Source organism: Intrasporangium sp., assembly GCF_032907665.1.
Classification (GTDB): Bacteria; Actinomycetota; Actinomycetes; order Actinomycetales; family Dermatophilaceae; genus Intrasporangium.
This window is the reverse complement of the sequence record NZ_JAJJPG010000004.1, coordinates 60,945-78,573: the sequence shown is the minus strand read 5'-3', so window position 1 is coordinate 78,573 and position 17,629 is coordinate 60,945. Positions and strand designations below refer to the sequence as shown.

The 17,629-nt window shown below is 70.1% G+C and carries 19 protein-coding genes; 8 read left to right on the top strand and 11 right to left on the bottom strand.

All coding sequences use genetic code 11. The features are described 5' to 3' along the window. A partial coding sequence (locus LOY02_RS01410) for an NAD-glutamate dehydrogenase domain-containing protein (protein WP_317180527.1) occupies positions 1-2,888 on the bottom strand: 2,888 nt, incomplete at its 3' end. 161 nt (positions 2,889-3,049) lie between these two features. On the opposite strand from LOY02_RS01410, the gene LOY02_RS01405 reads away from it, so the two are divergent. Genes LOY02_RS01405 through LOY02_RS01395 form a run of 3 tightly spaced genes read left to right on the top strand, consistent with a single transcriptional unit; the run spans position 3,050 to position 4,414 of the window. Then, a complete protein-coding gene (locus LOY02_RS01405; RefSeq protein ID WP_317180526.1) occupies positions 3,050-3,397 on the top strand; it encodes a hypothetical protein in 348 nt (115 codons plus the stop codon). Further along, the gene (locus LOY02_RS01400) at positions 3,394-3,882 is read left to right on the top strand and encodes a hypothetical protein (RefSeq protein ID WP_317180525.1); all 489 of its coding nucleotides are present in this window, start codon (positions 3,394-3,396) and stop codon (positions 3,880-3,882) included. Before LOY02_RS01405 ends, LOY02_RS01400 begins: the two co-directional genes overlap by 4 nt. A 34-nt stretch (positions 3,883-3,916) precedes the next feature. Next, complete coding sequence (locus tag LOY02_RS01395; RefSeq protein ID WP_317180524.1) at positions 3,917-4,414, top strand: DUF2505 domain-containing protein; 498 nt, start codon at positions 3,917-3,919, stop codon at positions 4,412-4,414. A 110-nt stretch (positions 4,415-4,524) separates the two neighbouring features. Here LOY02_RS01395 and pruA read toward each other — a convergent pair whose 3' ends face one another. The 7 genes from pruA to LOY02_RS01360 all read right to left on the bottom strand — a co-directional run bounded on the left by pruA (position 4,525) and on the right by LOY02_RS01360 (position 11,146). Continuing rightward, positions 4,525-6,153, bottom strand: coding sequence for an L-glutamate gamma-semialdehyde dehydrogenase (gene pruA / locus LOY02_RS01390; protein ID WP_317180523.1), 1,629 nt, complete (start codon positions 6,151-6,153; stop codon positions 4,525-4,527). A gap of 111 nt (positions 6,154-6,264) precedes the next feature. Continuing rightward, positions 6,265-6,666: a DUF4870 domain-containing protein gene (locus LOY02_RS01385; protein WP_317180522.1), complete on the bottom strand. Its 402-nt coding sequence runs from the start codon at positions 6,664-6,666 to the stop codon at positions 6,265-6,267. A gap of 149 nt (positions 6,667-6,815) precedes the next feature. Beyond that, the gene (locus tag LOY02_RS01380) at positions 6,816-7,529 is read right to left on the bottom strand and encodes an SGNH/GDSL hydrolase family protein (RefSeq protein WP_317180521.1); all 714 of its coding nucleotides are present in this window, start codon (positions 7,527-7,529) and stop codon (positions 6,816-6,818) included. 75 nt (positions 7,530-7,604) lie between these two features. Next, positions 7,605-8,516 carry an alpha/beta fold hydrolase gene (locus tag LOY02_RS01375; protein WP_317180520.1) on the bottom strand — a complete coding sequence of 304 codons (912 nt, stop codon included), beginning with the start codon at positions 8,514-8,516 and terminating at the stop codon, positions 7,605-7,607. Between the two features lie 124 nt (positions 8,517-8,640). After that, positions 8,641-9,237: a TetR/AcrR family transcriptional regulator gene (locus tag LOY02_RS01370; RefSeq protein ID WP_317180519.1), complete on the bottom strand. Its 597-nt coding sequence runs from the start codon at positions 9,235-9,237 to the stop codon at positions 8,641-8,643. A gap of 50 nt (positions 9,238-9,287) precedes the next feature. Beyond that, a complete protein-coding gene (locus tag LOY02_RS01365; RefSeq protein WP_317180518.1) occupies positions 9,288-9,728 on the bottom strand; it encodes a DUF6912 family protein in 441 nt (146 codons plus the stop codon). Then, complete coding sequence (locus LOY02_RS01360; protein ID WP_317180517.1) at positions 9,728-11,146, bottom strand: wax ester/triacylglycerol synthase family O-acyltransferase; 1,419 nt, start codon at positions 11,144-11,146, stop codon at positions 9,728-9,730. Before LOY02_RS01360 ends, LOY02_RS01365 begins: the two co-directional genes overlap by 1 nt. Before the next feature lie 40 nt (positions 11,147-11,186). On the opposite strand from LOY02_RS01360, the gene LOY02_RS01355 reads away from it, so the two are divergent. Together LOY02_RS01355 and LOY02_RS01350 are read left to right on the top strand one after the other, a co-directional pair. Continuing rightward, the gene (locus LOY02_RS01355; RefSeq protein WP_317180516.1) at positions 11,187-11,564 is read left to right on the top strand and encodes a hypothetical protein; all 378 of its coding nucleotides are present in this window, start codon (positions 11,187-11,189) and stop codon (positions 11,562-11,564) included. 11 nt (positions 11,565-11,575) lie between these two features. Further along, positions 11,576-12,922, top strand: coding sequence for a hypothetical protein (locus LOY02_RS01350; protein ID WP_317180515.1), 1,347 nt, complete (start codon positions 11,576-11,578; stop codon positions 12,920-12,922). 30 nt (positions 12,923-12,952) lie between these two features. Here the strand turns inward: LOY02_RS01350 and LOY02_RS01345 are convergent, their stop codons facing one another. Continuing rightward, positions 12,953-14,431, bottom strand: coding sequence for a ParA family protein (locus tag LOY02_RS01345; RefSeq protein ID WP_317180514.1), 1,479 nt, complete (start codon positions 14,429-14,431; stop codon positions 12,953-12,955). After that, positions 14,424-15,098 (bottom strand): SAF domain-containing protein, encoded by a 675-nt coding sequence (locus LOY02_RS01340; RefSeq protein ID WP_317180513.1) that lies wholly within the window; start codon positions 15,096-15,098, stop codon positions 14,424-14,426. Before LOY02_RS01340 ends, LOY02_RS01345 begins: the two co-directional genes overlap by 8 nt. Positions 15,099-15,360: 262 nt before the next feature. On the opposite strand from LOY02_RS01340, the gene LOY02_RS01335 reads away from it, so the two are divergent. After that, the gene (locus LOY02_RS01335; RefSeq protein ID WP_317180512.1) at positions 15,361-15,588 is read left to right on the top strand and encodes a helix-turn-helix domain-containing protein; all 228 of its coding nucleotides are present in this window, start codon (positions 15,361-15,363) and stop codon (positions 15,586-15,588) included. A 30-nt stretch (positions 15,589-15,618) separates the two neighbouring features. Here LOY02_RS01335 and LOY02_RS01330 read toward each other — a convergent pair whose 3' ends face one another. Beyond that, the gene (locus tag LOY02_RS01330; RefSeq protein WP_317180511.1) at positions 15,619-16,176 is read right to left on the bottom strand and encodes a hypothetical protein; all 558 of its coding nucleotides are present in this window, start codon (positions 16,174-16,176) and stop codon (positions 15,619-15,621) included. 117 nt (positions 16,177-16,293) lie between these two features. On the opposite strand from LOY02_RS01330, the gene LOY02_RS01325 reads away from it, so the two are divergent. Both LOY02_RS01325 and LOY02_RS01320 read left to right on the top strand, forming a co-directional pair. Further along, positions 16,294-17,082 carry a LysM peptidoglycan-binding domain-containing protein gene (locus LOY02_RS01325; protein ID WP_317180510.1) on the top strand — a complete coding sequence of 263 codons (789 nt, stop codon included), beginning with the start codon at positions 16,294-16,296 and terminating at the stop codon, positions 17,080-17,082. Further along, entirely contained in the window at positions 17,079-17,627 is a 549-nt protein-coding gene (locus LOY02_RS01320) for an Rv3235 family protein (RefSeq protein ID WP_317180509.1), read from the top strand. Before LOY02_RS01325 ends, LOY02_RS01320 begins: the two co-directional genes overlap by 4 nt. The last annotated feature ends 2 nt before the right edge of the window (positions 17,628-17,629 follow it).

The window sequence follows — 17,629 nt, the reverse complement described above, 5'->3', positions numbered from 1 at the left end:
GAGGCGAAGGCGTCGTCGAGCCAGAAGCCGTAGTCGGCCGAGATCGTGTTCGCGATGTCGGAGAACTTGGCCGTCCCCTTGTCGGCGGCCACGACGAGATAGGTGTCGTCGTCGTCGTGCCGCACGACGCGGTCGGGGTGCACGACCTCGCCGGACACGAGGTTGTCGGTGATGTCGAGCATGCCCGAGATGAACATCTTGTAGGCGGCGACTCCCTCCTCGAGCCAGCCGCTCCGATCGATCCCGGGGTCGGGCAGCTGCTTGGCGTAGAACCCTCCCTTGGACCCTGTCGGCACGATGACGGCATTCTTGACCATCTGCGCCTTGACCAGACCGAGGATCTCGGTCCGGAAGTCCTCGCGACGGTCGGACCAGCGCAGTCCGCCTCGGGCGACCTTGCCGAACCGCAGGTGCACTCCTTCGACGCGCGGGCTGTAAACCCAGATCTCGAACATCGGACGGGGCGCCGGCAGGGTCGGGATCTTCTTCGGGTCGAGCTTGAGCGACACGTACGGCTGCGGCGCGCCGCCCTCGGTCACCTGGTAGAAGTTCGTGCGGAGCGTGGCCAGGATGACGCCGAGGAAGGCGCGGATGATCCTGTCGTGGTCGAGGCTGGCCACGTCGTCGAGGGCCTCCCGGATCCGGGTGACGAGCCGCTTTGCCTTCGCGGCGCGCTTGTCCTTACCGGCGTCCGTGTCCGGGAAGAGATCAGGGTCGAAGCGCACCTCGAAGAGCTCGACGAGACTGCGGGCGATGCCCGTGTGGGCCACGAGGGTCGACTCGACGTAGTCCTGCGAGAAGGTCGAGCCGGTCTGGCGCAGGTACTTGGCGACGGCGCGCAGGATGACGACCTGCCGCGACGTCAGGCCGGCGTCGAGCACGAGGGCGTTGAAGCCGTCGGACTCGATCTCGCCCTCCCAGACGGCCCGGAACGCCTCCTCGAAGCGGGCCTTCACCTGGTCGGCCGTTGACCCGTGACCCCAGTTCTTCGAGGGAGCACGCAGACCGAAGTCGAAGATGTGCAGCTCACGACCGTCCGACCCCACGAGCTCATAAGGCCGTTCGTCGGTGACCTCGACGCCGAGATGCGTGAAGAGGGGCAGCACCTGGGTCAGGGACATGCTGCCACGCCGGTAGAGCTTGAAGCGGCGCTCGTCAGGGTCGCTCGACTGAGGGTCTTGGTAGAGGTGGAGCCCGGTTGCCGACGGGGACGTGCCGAGCGCCTCGATCCGGTCGAGGTCCTCAGCGGCGATGTCGACGGCGAAGTCCTCCTTGTAGGCCTCGGGCAGCTCCTTGGCGTAGGCGGCCATCGCCTGCGCTGCCCCTTCGGCACCGCGTCGCCGGCCGAGTTCCTCGACGAGGTCCTCCTCCCACGTCCGGGTGGCGTCGATGACGCGCTGCTCCAGCGCCTCCGGATCGACCTCCGGGATCTCGACACCCGCGGGAACCCGGACGACGAAGTGGAGTCGCGCCAGCGTCGACTCACTCACGCGGGTCGTGTAGTCGATCGTCTGACCGCCGAACGCTTCGACGAGGATGGCCTGGATCTTCAGTCGGACGGTGGTGTTGTAACGATCGCGGGGAAGGTAGACGAGGCAGGACATGAACCGTCCGAACTCGTCCCGGCGCAGGAAGAGCTTGGTCTTGCGACGCCCTTGGATGTGCAGCACGCTCGTGGCGATGTCGGCGAGCTGCGCTGCGCTCGTCTGGAAGAGCTCGTCGCGTGGGTAGGTCTCCAGGATCTGGAGGATGTCCTTGCCCGAGTGGCTTTCGGCCGTGAGCCCGGTGAGGCGCAGCACCTCCTGGGCGCGGACGTCGAGCAGGGGGATGTCGTGGATGGTGTCGTAGTAGGCGGGTGAGGCGTAGAGCCCGAGGAACCGCTGCTCACCGACGCACTCGCCACGCGCGTCGAACTTCTTGACCGAGATGTAGTCGAGGTACACGTCGCGGTGGACGGTGGCCCGTGAGTTTGCCTTGGTGATGATGAGGATCGTGGAGTCCCGTGCCGCACGGCTCGCGGCCGGCGTGAGGACGAGTCCGGTTCCGGCCTTGGGCCTGTCGTAGCGCAGCAGTCCCAGCCCGGTCCCGGGAACCTGCCGCGAGATGTCGTTGCCGTTCTCGCGAGTGAGCGAGTACTCGCGATATCCCAGGAAGGTGAAGTTGTTGTGGGCGAGCCACTCGAGGAACCGACCGGCTTCGCGTGCCTCGTGCGGACTCGTCCCGGGCGGCGTCGCCGACTTGAGCTCGCTTGCGATGGTCAGGGCGTGGGCCCGCATCTTCGGCCAGTCCTCGACCGCGTCGCGGACGTTGTCGAGCACGAGTCGCAGGCGTCCCTCGACCTCGTCGAGGGACGTCCCGGGCACGCGGTCGATCTCGAGGTGCATCCACGACTCACGCACCAGTGCCACGTCATCGGGGACCTGCGTCGACGGGTCCGTGACGACGTCGACGAGTTCTCCCGTCACCGTGCGGGTGACGTTGAGCTGCGGGTGGAAGATGATGTGCACGCCCCGGTCGAATCCGCCGAGGGCCGCGACCACCGAGTCGACGAGGAAGGGCATGTCGTCGACGACGATGTCGACGCTCGTGTAGGAGACCTCGTTGCCGCTGGCGTCGACGTCCTGGTTGACGACGCGGACGTTGAAGGTGCCGCTGGGCCGGAGTGCGGCGAACTCCCTGTGCCCCACGGCAATCGCCGCCAGCTCGGCGGGATCGCGAGCGATGAGGTCCTCGGTCGCGACGAGGCGGTAGTACGCCTTGAGGAAGGAGTCCGCGCCGGGCCGGGGGGCCGCCTTGGCCCTCGCCCTGGCCTTGGTGGGGGTCGGCCTCAGGGCCTCAGCCGCCGCTTGGAGGACATCGATCCGGGACTGTTCGAGGGGCGCAGACATGCGATGCTCTTGTTCCTCATCATGGGCCAGTGCACGTCACACCGTCGTGGCGCGCATCTCACGATGTGAGCCTATCCCGGCCGGGTGCCCGTCCCGAACCAGGCCCGCCGACCGGTGGAGAACGCCAGCACCCGACCCCGGGATATCCCTACAGTGGGCCCATGACTGGCTTCGGGACGGATGCCGCCCCCACCGGTGGAGCGGCGGACCGAGCCAGCCTGCGCGCCCTCACTCGTGCGCGGCGCGTCACACGGGACCTCGCCGACGACCTGCTCACCCATCTGCCGGATGTCGGCGACATCGGTACCCAGCGCGAGCTGGACACCTGGGTGGAGCAGGCCGCAGACACACTCCGCGCCCTGTCCGAGGCCATCGAGGAGCGGCTCGTCGCCGGGGGTCGCGCTGACCGCACCGACGTGTCGCCGACCTGGGTGCCGAGGATGGACCCCGTGCCCGGGCACACCGCCACACTGCCCGCGCCCTCCCGTCACGGCAGGGACCGCCCATGACGGGACTCGGCGACCCGGGCTCCGTCTCCGCGTTGGGAGGGACCTTACGCCAGCAGGCCCTCACGCTCGCGGATCTCGTCGTCGACCTCACCGACGCCGCCGAGCGCGGCCGGCGCCGGAGCCACCCCGACCTCTCGGCTCGGGAGCGCCAGCTGCTCGAACGGCTGGCCCGTGAGCTCGACGTCGTCGGTGCCGCCCTCCAGTCGTTCACGGCCACCGTCCACGCCGGCTCGGCCCGGACCAGGGCCCTCGCCGACGAAGCGGCGAGAGTCGACCTCGTGCTCGACGGCAACCTCGTCGTCGAGGCCCGAGGACCCAGCCGGGTCGACCCGGCGGAGCGACTGCAGGCCCGAGAGCGCCTCCAGGAGCTGCTCAACCGGGTCACCGCTGCCGAAGGCAAGGACCTGGCCCGCGTCGCCCGTGAGCTCGCGCGGTCCGGGCCGGCGCTCGCCCGGCTCAGCGAGCGCGCACGGCTCGGGTCGTGACGGTTCCCGGCGTCCCGTGCTCTAGCGTGTGAGCATGCGGATCACCGAGACGATCACGTACCACGCCAGCGTGGACGTGGTCTACGCGATGAAGACGAACCCCGAGTTCCAGGAGCGCAAGTGCGCCGACTCCGGGGCCCTTCAGCACGACGTCGCCGTGCGGCAGAACGGCGCAGGCGCCCTCGTCGTGACGAGGCGTGACCTGTCGACCGACGGCCTGCCCGACTTCGTCAAGTCGATCGTCGGCGCACGCCTCTCCGTGACCGAGACCTACGAGTGGTACGGCCCCGCGGCCAATGGATCCAGGGACGGGACACTCACGGTGGAGGCCGCGGGCGCCCCCGTCGCGATGCGCGGGACGGTCCGAGTGGAGCCCGTGGAGGGAGGGACCAACCTGACCATCGCCGGCGACCTCAGGGCGCACATCCCGCTCCTCGGCAGCCGGATCGAGAAGGCCGCCGCCCCCGCCTTCATCAGAGCGCTTCGCAGCGAGCACGAGTCCGGTCGCCGCTGGCTCGCAGAGCGCACCTGACGGGTCAACCGGACGCCCCTGTCCAGCCACCTGCGGGAGGTCGCGCGCACGAGGAGCCGGCCCAGCGGCATACGGCGGCTGTCGTATGCCGCTGACCGTCGCGGCCTGCCTCAGTGCATGTGCGGGTAGGTGTGGTCGACCGGCGGCACGAACGTCTCCTTGATCGAACGCACACTCGTCCACCGGAGCAGGTTCTGGGCCGCGCCCGCCTTGTCATTGGTGCCCGAGGCCCGGCCACCGCCGAACGGCTGTTGCCCGACGACCGCCCCCGTCGGCTTGTCGTTGATGTAGAAGTTGCCGGCGGCGAAGCGCAGGCGCTCCGTGGCGTCGGCGATCGCACGGCGGTCCTGGGCGATGATCGACCCCGTGAGACCGTAGGGGGCGAAACCCTCCATCTGGTCGAGGACCCGGTCGTAGTCGCGGTCCTCGTACACGTGCACCGACAGGATCGGCCCGAAGTACTCGGTGCGGAACGACTCATCCGTGGGGTCCGAGATCTCGAGGATCGTCGGGCGGATGAAGTATCCCTCCGAGTCGTCGTAGGTGCCGCCTGCGATGACGTCGACGCCGTCGGTCGCATGGGCGCGGTCGATGGCGTCACGGTGCTTGGCGAAGGCCCGGTCGTCGATGACGGCACCCATGAAGTTCGACAGGTCGGTCACATCGCCCTGCTGCAGACCGTTCGTCAGGTCCACCATCTCGTCGCGGACCTGCCTCCACACTGACGCCGGCACGTAGGCGCGGGAGGCGGCCGAGCACTTCTGGCCCTGGTACTCGAAGGCTCCGCGGACCATCGCCGTGCGCAGGACCGCCGGGTCGGCGGTCGGGTGGGCGACGATGAAGTCCTTGCCCCCGGTCTCACCGACGAGGCGCGGGTAGGTGCGGTAGCGGTCGAGGTTGGCCGCCACCTCCTTCCAGAGATGCTTGAACGTCGGCGTCGAGCCGGTGAAGTGGATGCCCGCCATGTCCTCGTCGGTGAGCACGACCTTCGAGACCTCCGCGCCGTGGCCGGTGACCATGTTGATGACACCCGGCGGCAGCCCCGCCTCCTCGAGCAGCTCCATCGTCAGGGTGGCCGCGAGCTGCTGGGTCACCGCCGGCTTCCAGATGACGGTGTTGCCCATCAGGGCCGGTGCTGTGGGCAGGTTGCCGGCGATGGACGTGAAGTTGAACGGCGTGATCGCATAGACGAAACCCTCGAGGGACCGGTAGTCCGACCGGTTCCACACGCCCTTGGCGTTGAGCGGCGGCTGCCCCTCGAGGATCTGGCGCGCGAAGTGCACATTGATCCGCCAGAAGTCGATGAGCTCGCACGCGGCGTCGATCTCTGCCTGGAACGCCGTCTTGGACTGCCCGAGCATGCTGGCAGCATTGAGCCGCGCGCGCCAGGGCCCGGAGAGCAGCTCGGCCGCCTTGAGCAGGATCGCCGCTCGGTCGTCGAACGAGAGCGCTCGCCAGCCCGGCGCAGCTGCCTTCGCGGCCGCCACCGCCTTCGCGGCATCGTCGGTCGTCGCGTTGTGCAGCGTGCCGAGCACCTTCGCGTGGGCGTGCGGCTGGCGGACGGCGATCTCCTCGCCGGCGCCGGTGACCCGGTCGCCGTTGATCACGTGGGGCAGCTCGACCTGTGTCGACCCGAGCTCGGCCAGCGCGACCTCGAGCGCGGCGCGTTCGGGCGAACCGGGCGCGTAGTCGTGCACCGGCTCGTTCACCGGTGCTGGCACGTGTGTCACAGCGTCCATCAGGTCTCCTGCTCTTGTGCGTGGGCGCCGTCGCAACGGCGCTGGGATGGCCGCCTCGTGGGCGGCCACCCCATCGTTCCACGCCTCCGCGGGACGGAGCAGCAGAGGTGCTCAGCGCAGGACCGGCAGGCCCCACGGGTAGCGGTACAGCTCGCCGCGGCTTGCGAGGACCGCGCCCCGCACGTGGCAGTAGACGCTCGCGGCGAACGCGACGATCCACAGGATGATGGCGATCGGGATGCCGATCAGCGTGATGAAGAAGATCCAGCCGACGATGGTGATGGCCCAGATCACCAGGTTGAAGTTGAAGGCGCCGGCGGCGGACTGGCGCACGAAGGCGCTCTTGTCCTTGTAGATCGCCCAGATGGCGAGCGGGCCGAGGAAGGAGAGCCAGCCGACGGAGAGGACCGCGGCGACGATGGTCGAGATGTGGCCGAGAACCGCCCAGGTGCGCTCGTCGTCGCTCACGGCGACGGCGTCACGGGTGGGGTCGGGCTGGTACGGGTAGCTCATGTGTCCAGTGTGCGGGCCCTGGCCCGGTCGCCGCCATGGAGGTCGTCCCCCATCGCACCCTGATCGCACCCTGACCCCGTGGCTCCACCACCATGCCGTATGCCGCTCAGTGGAGACCGCGGTGCCTCCGGTCGCCGCGCGGGGGCGTCTCAGACCCGCGCGGCCGCGTGGGCGCCATCGGCGAGGGAGAAGACCGCACTGGCCGGGTCGTCGAGCCCGAGCGCCTCGAGCAAAGTGCGCGCCATGACCTGGTGCCCTTGCGCTCCGGGGTGGAAGGAGTCGTCCAACCAGCCCCGGGGCGCGATCTCCTCACCGGCCTCCAGGGCCGCCTGGGCCCAGGCAGCGGCGTGGTCGACGAGGACGACCCCTCGCGCCTCCGCCACGTCCCGAACGGTCTGCGCGTAGTGCGCCAGCACCTCGGGCGTGCGGGGACCGTCGGCACGCACGGGCGGCGGTGTCTGCAGGATGACGGTGGCGCCGACGTCCCTGCTCTGCTGGACGATCTGGTCGAGCCGGAACCGGAAGCCGCGAACGCCTTCCTCGGAGTCGAGCATGTCGTTGGTGCCGAACATGACAGCCAGGACATCAGGTGCAAATCGCCCTGCGCGCCAGTGGAACTCACTGAGCAGATCGTTGGCCGTGCTGCCCGCCACCCCGGAGTTGATGACTGCATCGCCGCGTCGTCCGAGCTCACCGCGGACGCGCTCGGCGAAGAGCTCCACGAAGTTGCGCCACCCGTGGGTGTGGGTCACGCCCTGCGTGATGCTGTCGCCCAGGAAGGTCCACGTGACCGGCGGGCCGACGAGCACCTCGCGAAGGCGGTCGACGTCGCGGCGGGCGTACTCGTCAGCGGTGAAGTCCATGCCGCACGGTAACAAGGTGGACCCGGCGGTGGCGCCCGACCGCTCACGGGCTGGACTGCCGTCCCGGCCGGGGAGTCAGGCCACGCTGCTCCGCCGCTGCTCGAACTGGGGCAACGGCTGCGGCACGTCTCCCCCGTGGAGGGATGGCTCGACCGGGAGCCGGGCGGCGAACCGGGCCACGGTGCCGCCCACAGCGGCATCGGCGATGATCCGGCGGTGTCCCAGCCCGGCCGTCGAGTACAGCTCCGCACCGGGCCATCCCGCCACGAGTCGTGCGGAGGGCGCGTGGGCCGTCTCCCGGTCGTCGAGGTCGTGGATGACGAGGAGCTCCGGCCGCGGGTCGAGCTGCCGCCCCAGGCGGGCGACGTCGAGATCGGCGACTGCGTAGCCGGTGCGACCCTCGGCACGAGCAAGGAGTCGCCGCTCCGTCCGTCGACCGAAACGAAGCTGGGCCCGGAACCGCTTCACGAAGTCCGGCACCCCCTCGACCGGTGCGATGAGGACCAGCCGCTCCGTCGCGACCCACCCGTCACGAAGCGCGAGCAGCGCCGACAGCGCCCCCATCGAGTGGGCGACGACGGCGCGAGCGGGGCCGAATCGAGCCGCGACGGCATCGAGGGAGCGGCCGAGCTCCACTGCGTCGCTCGACCCCGCGCCATGCTCGCCCGGGTCCGAGTGCCCGTGGCTCAGGCCGTCGAAGGCGACGACCTGGAGATCTTGGTCGAGCAGGTGCTTGACGAGGGGCTGGAGCTGCTCGGCGTGCCCGCTCCACCCGTGGACGAGGTAGACCACCGGTCCTGCACCCCAGCTCCAGCCACGGATCCTCCGACCGCGCAGGGTCACCTCGAACGGGCTCCCCAGCAGCTCGAGGATGTCACCGGTCTCGCTGGGCGTGACGCGGGCAGGCGGCGGCAGCTCGAACCAGAGCCGATAGGCCCAGGCCGAGGCGAGCCCCGGTGCAAGCCAGTCTGCCGCGCGAAAACCCACCGTCGCGGTCTTGTGGATAAACGAACGACCGATCGTGCTTTTCTTAGCCGAGGTGTGTGCCATGTGAGTTTCCTTCGGAAGGGCCGCCCATCGCGGACGGCCGGTGTGGAGGTGGTCCGCCCGGTCAGGCGGGGTGCGCGCGGCAGGACTCGACAAGGCGCTCGAAGGCGCGCCGAGCGAGCTCGTCCGCGCGGGGATCGCGCATGAGTCGACGGGCGTGATGGTGGGCCAGGAGGATGCCCTCCAGCTCGTAGGCGACCTGCTGGGGGTCGACATCGGCACGGAAGTGGCCTTCCGAGATGGCCGTCGAGATCACCAGGGCGACCGACTCGAGCTTGTCGCGCTCCGCCCGCACGAGCTCGTCCCGGACGGGCCCCTCTCGGTCGTCGAACTCGCTGGCCGCATCGACGAAGATGCAACCTCCGGCGAAGCGGTTGGACTGCCAGGCGAGCCAGTTGTCGAAGAAGGCCCGGAAGCGGGGCTCACCGCGGGGGGCCTTGACGGTCGGTCGCATGACATGGTCGGTGAACAGGTCCCGGGCATACTGGAGCACCTCGACCTGAAGAGACTCCTTCGATGCGAAGTGGGCGTAGAGCCCGCTCTTGGACAGCCGCGTGGCCGTCGCGAGCGTGCCGATGGTGAGGCCACCGAGTCCGAGGCGCGACGCGAGGTCGCTGGCCTCGTCGAGGATCGCCGCCTTCGTCTGCTCGCCTTTGCTCACGAACTAGATAAAAGCACGAACGTTCGGCGGTGACAAGGGGTTTTCTCGCATCAGGGGAACAGGGTGCGGACCTCGTCGAGCTCCGTGACGTCGTACCAGAGCAGGTCATCGGCGTCTCCCCCGGCCATCTCCCCCGCACCCTCGTCCACGTGGAACGAGGCGATGCGACTGAGGGGGACGGGAGCCACGAGGTCGACCGAGCTGGCGGGACCGCCCTCCCGCGCGACCACCCAGGTCGGGTCGGCATCAGCCGCAGCCACGATGCGCCGGTCCTCCGGCGACGAGCGGACACCAGCGGAGGCGCCCACGGCGTCGGAGAAGGCGGAGTACTCGAGCTCCTCGACGTCGAGTCCGGCCGCCTGTGACCGCAGCACGTCGGTCACAGCGAAGGCGTGGCGGGGACTCGTCGGGGCCGCGTCGAGCAGACCTTGGCCGGCGAGGTCCTCCAGCTCACGGCGGCCGATCGGCACGTAGATGCGAACGACGGGCATCACGACTCCCTCCCGCTCCTCAGCTCTGCCAGCGACTCGACGATCGACTGCCCGAGCTCGTCGACATCGGGCATGGCGTCACGGTCGGCATTGAGTCCGTAGTACACGCCGCCGTTGTAGGACGTGATCCCGATCGACAGAGCCTGGCCGCGCGCCAGCGGAGTCACCGGGTAGGTCGAGAGCATCTCGGCATCCCCGGCATAGAGCGGTGTCTGCGGGCCGGGCACGTTCGTGATCATCACGTTGAAGAGCCGGCGAGACATCGCGGAGCCGAGCCGGGCCCCGAGGGCGTGGAGAGTCGGTGGTGCGAAGCCCGCGAGGTTGGCGAGAGCGGTCGCCCCCACGGCCTGCCCGCCCTCCATCTGCTGCCGCATCGCAAAGGCGATCTGATGCAGGCGCATCGACGCCCCGGGCTCCCCCACGGGCAGACTCACCACACATGCCATGACCTGGTTGGCGTACATGCCTGCGGGGTCGTCGCCATACACGCTCACCGGCACCATGGCGCGCACGACACTCCCGCCGTGCACTGGCTCACCTCGGGCGAGCAACCAGGCGCGGAAGCCGCCGGCGATCGTCGCGAGCACGACGTCATTGATCGTCACGTCCTCGGCGTAGGCGCCCTTGGCGAGCCGCTTGCGCACGGCGCGGTAGTCCTCGAGGTCGGTTGCGACCATGATCCACCGGCGGGCGGACCCGACCTCGGCGTTCAGCGGGGACGTCGGAGCAGGCCGGGCAGCCGTCCGGGCCACTGCCGAGACGACGGCCCCTGCCGACTCGACGGCCTTGAGACCGACGTTGAGCGCATCGTTGAGGCCACCGCGGACGAGATCGAGGACCTGCCTGGGGCGGCGCACCGCATCGACGACGGCGCCGGCGACCAGCTCCACGGAGGAGGGTGACGCCCTCGGCTCCCACCGTTGGGACGCCCCGAGGCCGTCTCCGCGCGCCGAGTCGACGATGACGTGCGCGATGTCCAGCGCGTTGACGCCGTCGATCAGAGCGTGGTGTGTCTTGGTGACGATGGCGAACCGTCCCCCCGTGAGCCCCTCGACGTAGTACACCTCCCACAGCGGCCTCGTGCGGTCCAGCCGGCGAGGCTGGACCCGCGCGACGAAGTCCTGGAGCTGCTCGTCGGTGCCCGGTCGGGGCAGCCCCGTCCGGCGCACGTGGTAGCTCATGTCGAAGGCCTCGTCGTCGACCCACACGGGGTTGGCGATTCGTCCGGGGACGTCGCGGACCTTCTGTCTGAACCTCGGGATCGCGCCGATCCGGTTCTCGATGATGCGGACGAGCTTGTCGTGGTCGAAGCCATCACCCGGCGGCTGGAAGACCATGACCGACCCCACATGCATGGCGGTCGTCGGCTCCTCGAGATACAGGAAGGACGCGTCGAGGGAAGTCAGCCGGTCCGACATGCTCTCACTCTGCCAGACCGGTGCACATAGGATCCGCTCCATGCGTGTGACTCGTGTCCTGCCGTATGCCGCCTGCCTTGTCGCGCTCTCCGGTGTCGCCGCCTGCGGGTCGAGCGACTCACCTCCACTGCGCTCCGCAGCCAGCGCGACGGTCGTCCGGCACATCGACGTCACCGTGAGCGGCACGACCGTGTCCCCACCGCCGACGCAGGTCGACCTCGGCATCGGCGAGGCGATCGAGCTCACCGTGACGGTCGACCATGACGACGAGCTGCACGCCCACGGTTTCGACGGGGCCGAGGCCGACCTCAGGGCCGGTGTCCCGTCGACGGTGCGACTCGTCGGCACGGAGTCGGGGGTGTTCGAGGTCGAGACCCACGACCCCGCCCTGACGCTCCTGACCATCGCGGTTCGTTAGGGGCAGCGCTCGTGAGCCCAGCGGCATACGACGTGGTGCTGGTCGCCTTGCCGACCCACGGTGTGGGCAGCCGGGCCGACCTGCCCCTGCCCTTCGGGGCGCTCGTGGCGAGCGCCCTGGCCGCCCTCGTCATCTCCTTCCTGGCGATCGGCCTGCTCTGGCGAGTGCCGCGATTGGGGAGGTCGCAGGGCATCGTCCTCCCAGCGCCGCTCGCGGCCGTCCTCGACTCCCCGTGGCTCCGGCGCGTGGCCCGGGCGGCGGCGGTGGCGCTGACCCTCTGGACACTCGTGGCCCTCCTGGCGGGACCGGACAGCGCGCGGAACCCGGTGCCACACGTCATCTACGTGTGGCTCTGGGTCGGACTCGCCTTCGCGTCGATGGTGTTCGGCCCCATCTGGCGGGTCATCAACCCGCTGCGTCAGCTGCACACGGGCCTGCTCCGGCTGGCCCGGGTCTCGCCAGACCTCGCCGTACTCCCGTACCGCGCGGGCTGGTGGCCGGCCGCGGCGGGGCTGGGTCTGTTCACCTGGGTCGAGCTGGTCGCCTCGGACAACACCAGCCTGCCCTTCCTCCGGCTCCTCGTCGTCGGCTATCTCGTCGTATCCGTCCTGGGGGCCGGCCTGTTCGGACGGGCCTGGTTCGAGCGCGCCGACCCGTTCGAGGCATGGTCCCGCCTCTTGGGCTCCCTCTCGCCGCTCGGGCGACGCGACGACGGGCAGTGGGTGCTGCGGACCCCACTACACGGGGTCAACGAGCTCCGTGGGGAGCGCGGCCTCGTCGCGACCGTCTCGGTGATGCTGGGGAGCACGGCCTACGACGGGTTCTCGGCCAACCTCTCGTGGGCAACCTTCGTGCAGACCTCGACCGTCCCGGCATCGGTGCTCAAGACGGCAACGCTGATCGCCTTCTTCGGCGCCGTCGCCGGCACCCTCTGGATCGCAGCGGCAGTGTCGACGACACTGTCCGGCAGAGGGATTCGTGACTCGGTCGCCTTCGTCTCCGACATCGCCCCATCCCTCATCCCCATCGCTGGCGGCTACGTCATCGCGCACTACTGGTCGCTGTTCGTCTATCAGGCGCCGGTGGGCCTGGCGCTGCTCAGCGACCCCCTCGGGACGGGAGCGGATCTTCTCGGCACCGCGGGGATCACCCCGGGCGACGCCCTCGTCCAGGCCACCCTGGTGGCCACGATCCAGGCGGTCAGCATCGTCACCGGGCACCTCCTCGGCGTGCTGGCCGTCCACGAGCGGGCCGTGACGGTGCTCGACCGACGATCGGCCGTCGTGGGTCAGGTCCCCCTCATGGTCGTCATGCTCGGTTACACGTTCGCCGGACTGACCATCCTCTTCGAGCCATGAGCCTCCCCGGGCGGCACGTCGAGCGCCGGCTCAGCCCACCGCTCCGAAACGTCGTCGGCGCCGCCGGCGGCCCATCCCGGCCCGGGTGCCCGTCCACGGCGCCACCTCCGTGGCCAGCGCGGCATAGGACGCGCGCAGCGAGGACTCCGGCGCGTGTTCGACGACCGATCGACCAGCGAGCAGGGCGGCGTCGACGACGGCACCGTCGTGCGGCACGAAATGCAGGCCATCCAGCCCGGCAAAGCGTCGCAGCGACTCGGCGATCCGGTCCTCCGGCCGCGCGCCGACGGCACTGCTGCGGACCCGGTTGACGACCGGGACGGGTGGCGGCGAAGGCACCGAGCCAAGCTCCTGGAGCGCCCGCACGAAGCGCTGGAGCGCAACCGGGTCGGCGCCGCCGACAGCGAGCACCGTGTCGGCGCGAGCAAGGGTCGTGAGGGTGGCCTCATTGCGCCGAGGCGCCGTCGTGTCGTAGCTCAGCTCTTCGTCGTCCTCGAGGCAGAAGGCGCAGTCGACGACGACGACCGATGCGAGCTGGCGCCCCAGGTCCAGCACCCGCTCGAGAGCGGCACCCCGGAGCTCCGGCCATCGCTCCGCCTTCGGCAGTCCCGTGAGCACCCGAAGGCCGGGCATCGCGAAGGGCGCCAGACGTGCGAGGAAAGGCAGGTCCAGCGCCCCCTGGTCTGCGGCGCGACAGGCGGCAGCGATGCCAGGAGCCTCGTCGAGGAGACCGAGGGCCTGAGCCACGCAACCGCCGTAGGTGTCCGCGTCCACGAGGAGGACCTGCTGGCCACGTGACGCCAGCTCCGCCGCGACGTTGATCGCTGTCGTCGTGCGCCCTGGTGCGCCGTGGGGGCCCCAGACCGCCACGACGGTCGCGTGGGTCGCCCCAGCATCAGGGTCGAGTCCTGGGCCACGGCCGGCGCTGACCTCGGCACCCCGGGGCTGCCAACCGTCATCGGACGGCGCCGCCGTCGTCCTCGGATCGGCTGACAAGGGGTGCGGCGCTCCTGCCACGTCGGTGTCGTCCGGCACCGGCCCGCCGTCGAACGCTTCAGCAGGGGGATGGTCGGGAACGTCCACAGGCCGGTCCTGGCCCTGCTGGCCTGACGGCCCCGACCCGCGCCACCTCGCGGCGATCCCCCCTCCACCGGTGTCGCGCGCGACCCCGTCGCGAACGGCGACGCCGAAGGCATCGGCATCGGCGTCGGCCGCAAGGACCGCGGTGATGCCGAGCTGTCGCAGCCGTCGCTCGGCGGCCTCGCCCCCCGCCGGGTAGAGGCCGACGACGAGCACGCCGCACTGGCTCAGCCGGCGGACGACGGACAGGTCGAGGCCTCGCAGATCCTCGCTCACGACGGCGCATTCCCCCAGCCCCGCCTCGGCTACGGACAGCAGCTCGGCGACGTCGGCGCACCGGCGAATGACGGTGAGGCCCGACGCTGACTCGAGCGTCATGGCGACGAGGGACTCCCACTCCGGCCCGAGGCCGGTGATGACATCAGTCATGCGTCTCCGCACCCGTGCGAGGTCCCGTGACCGGGACAAGGGTGAGCTTGGCCCCCTGGTCAACCGCCTCCACGACAGTCCTCACCCGGTCCGCCGGCACGTGGAGCTGCACCGAGGTCATCGCGGCCGCACCGAAACCGCCCTCGACCGGCAGCACGTCGACGACCGCGACCTCCGAGAGCAGCCGGCTCGTCTGCGGCGGCTTCTCGTCGCCCACGGCCCTGTGTGCCGTATCGGGCGTGACGTAGACGTCCACTCGATGCCCGCGCTGGAGTCCAGCGGTCGACACGGCATCCGCACGCACGGTGACCCGCTGCAGGTCGACGGTCCCGGGCGCGCCGAGCGCCGAGGCCGGGACGAGCTCACCGGCCCTGATGTCCCTGAGCAGCACCTTTCCGTCCGGCACCGGCGCGTCAGCGGAGACGTAGCGGCCTACTCCGTCAGCGAGCGCGACATCGGCTCGCTTGAAGGAGTCTGCCGTCACCCGCTCACCGGCGACGAGGTTGACCGCCGCGACGTAGTACGGCGTCCGATCGTCGGCACTCGCGACCAGCCGCGCACCGAGCGTCCCGGCCACGAGGACGAGGATGACGCCCAGGAGCAGTCGATGGTCCTTCCATGAAGGCCGCTGCAGGCGCTTCGCGGTCGGCGCGGCAAGGTCACTCATCCGTGTACAGCCCCCTGACGGAAACGGCGGGAACGGCCCTCTCGGCCACGTCGCGGGACATACTGCCGCATTCGGCGGCAAACCGCCTCTGGAGGAGATCAACTGTGGATACCCGAATCAACCGGATCCGCCGTTCCTTACCATAGGACTGCCTGCGCCGCCGTGCGATTGTGCACGGGTGGGCCGGCCGGGGTATGAGTTGCTCGACGACGTTTCGCGGGTGGACGCCCGCCGGACTCGGCAACGAAGTGAAGGAGCGATCGTGGCCCAGAGGTTTCTCCAGCTGGCGGAGGTGTCGGAGATCCTGAACATCTCCTCGGCGCAGGCCTACGCGCTCGTGCGCTCAGGCGAGCTGCCCGCAATCAAGATCGGCGGCCGCGGTCAGTGGCGAGTCGAGGTCACGGAGCTGGAGAACTACATCCAGCGGATGTACGCAGAGACTCGCTCCTTCGTGCAGGCCCACCCCTTCGGAGGCGCGGGAGAGGAGTGACCGTCCGCCCGGACACCTCTGGCCCTGTGGTCACCTCCGGCGGACGGAGCTGATCGCGCTGAAGGGGACGACGTGTCTGCGCACGACATGGCGGCCTCGACGTGGCTCGTCGAGTGCGTGCTCTGCCAGGTCGATGTGATCCGACCCCACGGCATCGATGGTGCCCGTCACCACCCTGCCGTCGACATCCGACACGTGCACACCAGCCCGGTCACGACTGATGCCCCGAAGGGCCACCCCGAGAGTGAACCGTCTGCCGACGAGGCTCGCCTCCTGGGCGCCCGGCCTGAGGCCCACCACCCCCCGCACCGCGGCCAGCGTTGCGAGCACGGACTGTCGAGGTGTCTCGGCCAGGAGAAGCCAGTCGGGGCCGACGTCACTGATCGTCCCCGTCGTCGTCACCGCGGTCGCCCCCGCAGCGAGCCGGACCGCCACCTCCGTCTGACCGACATTCGCGAGCAGTCTGCCATGCAGGGCGATCAGGGCGCGCTCTCGGCGAGTCCGGTCGGCCACTTCCAGCTCGGTCTCGAGCCTCGAGTCGCTGTCGAACCGCGACTCCAGGTCCTCGAACAGCCGCTCCCACCTCATCTCGCACCATCTCCCGTCTCGCGTCCTCACGCATCGGCGTCCTGTCCCGTGACCCTACTGGAGTCCATCCACAGCTTTGGACATCTGATGTTGTCAAACGCAGGCAAACAGCATTAAATGCAGTCCATGCAACGCTCAGGGGAGATCAATGGCCGGCTCGGACCGGCTCGCACGGTGACCGGCGTGAGGCCCAGCGGCACGACACGTGTGATGACGAGTGGGACGGCAACGACGGCTGCCGGTGCAGCGACCTGCGGTCTCGCAGTCCTCGCCTCGCATGGCTGGCCCAGCGCGACGACGGATGGCCCGGCCGCCGTGGAGGACATCGTGAGCGGCGCCCTCGCATGGGTGTCCACGGGCCTCGCGGGCTGGCTCACGCTCAGCTGTGCGGTCGTCCTCCTCGGCGCGGTGCCCGGCGCCGTGGGAGTGGCGGCGGCGCGAACGGCTGGATGGCTGACACCGCACCTCCTCCGCCGCGCCCTGTCCCTCTCGCTCGGCTCCCTGGTGGGCATCGTCACGGTGCCCACAGCACCCGCGATCGCCGACTCCGCCCCGCACGGAACCGCGGACGGCCCGGACCGCCCCGCGCAGGAGACAGGCTCGCCGGTCCCCGCTCCCGGGTGGCTTCCCGACGCGCCGTCGCGGGTGATGCAGTCAGACCAGACCGGGCTCCTCGGCGGCACGCTGCGCCCCACGGGCACAGCCAACGACACCGTCACGGTGCAGCGGGGTGACACTCTCTGGTCGATCGCCGCCGACCACCTTGGACCTCGTGCCACTGACGCGGAGATCGCCGGCGAGTGGCCCCGGTGGTTCGAGGCCAACCGGGAGGTCATCGGCGGCAACCCCGACCTCATCCTGCCGGGTCAGCAGCTTCGCGTGCCGGCCTCGGAGGTGACCCGGTGACGGCTGACTCTGCTCGGGACTCGTCCCGCGGGGAGGTCGCGCCGCGTCTCTCGACGGCCTTCAGCGTGCGCCGCATCCCCGACACCGCCCCCCGCCCGATCAGCGCTGACGACGCGTGGAGCATCGAGTCGGCCCCCTACACACAACAGGCCCTCGCGCTGGACTTCTTCCCTGCTGTCGAGGACGAGTTCGCACGACGGCCGACGCGTTCCAGCGACCTGCCCGAGCCCGAGCCCTTCGTCGCCAAGATCGCCCAAGCCGTCGTCGAGGTCATCACCGGACAGCGACCAGCGACGCAGCTCATCAGGCACACGAGCCCGACCGTGTATTCCCTTCTCGCCCGCCGAGCGCTCGTGTCAACTCGCCGACTCGGCAACGGGGCCCGGCGTCGCGCGGTCGTGCGAAGGATACGGCTCTGCGAGCCCGCCGACGGCACTGTCGAGGCCTGCGCCGTGGTCATCGCCCACGGAAGAGTTCGCGCCCTGGCCTTCCGACTCGAGGGACTCGACGGTCGCTGGCTGATGACCCAGGTCGCCATCGGCTGAGG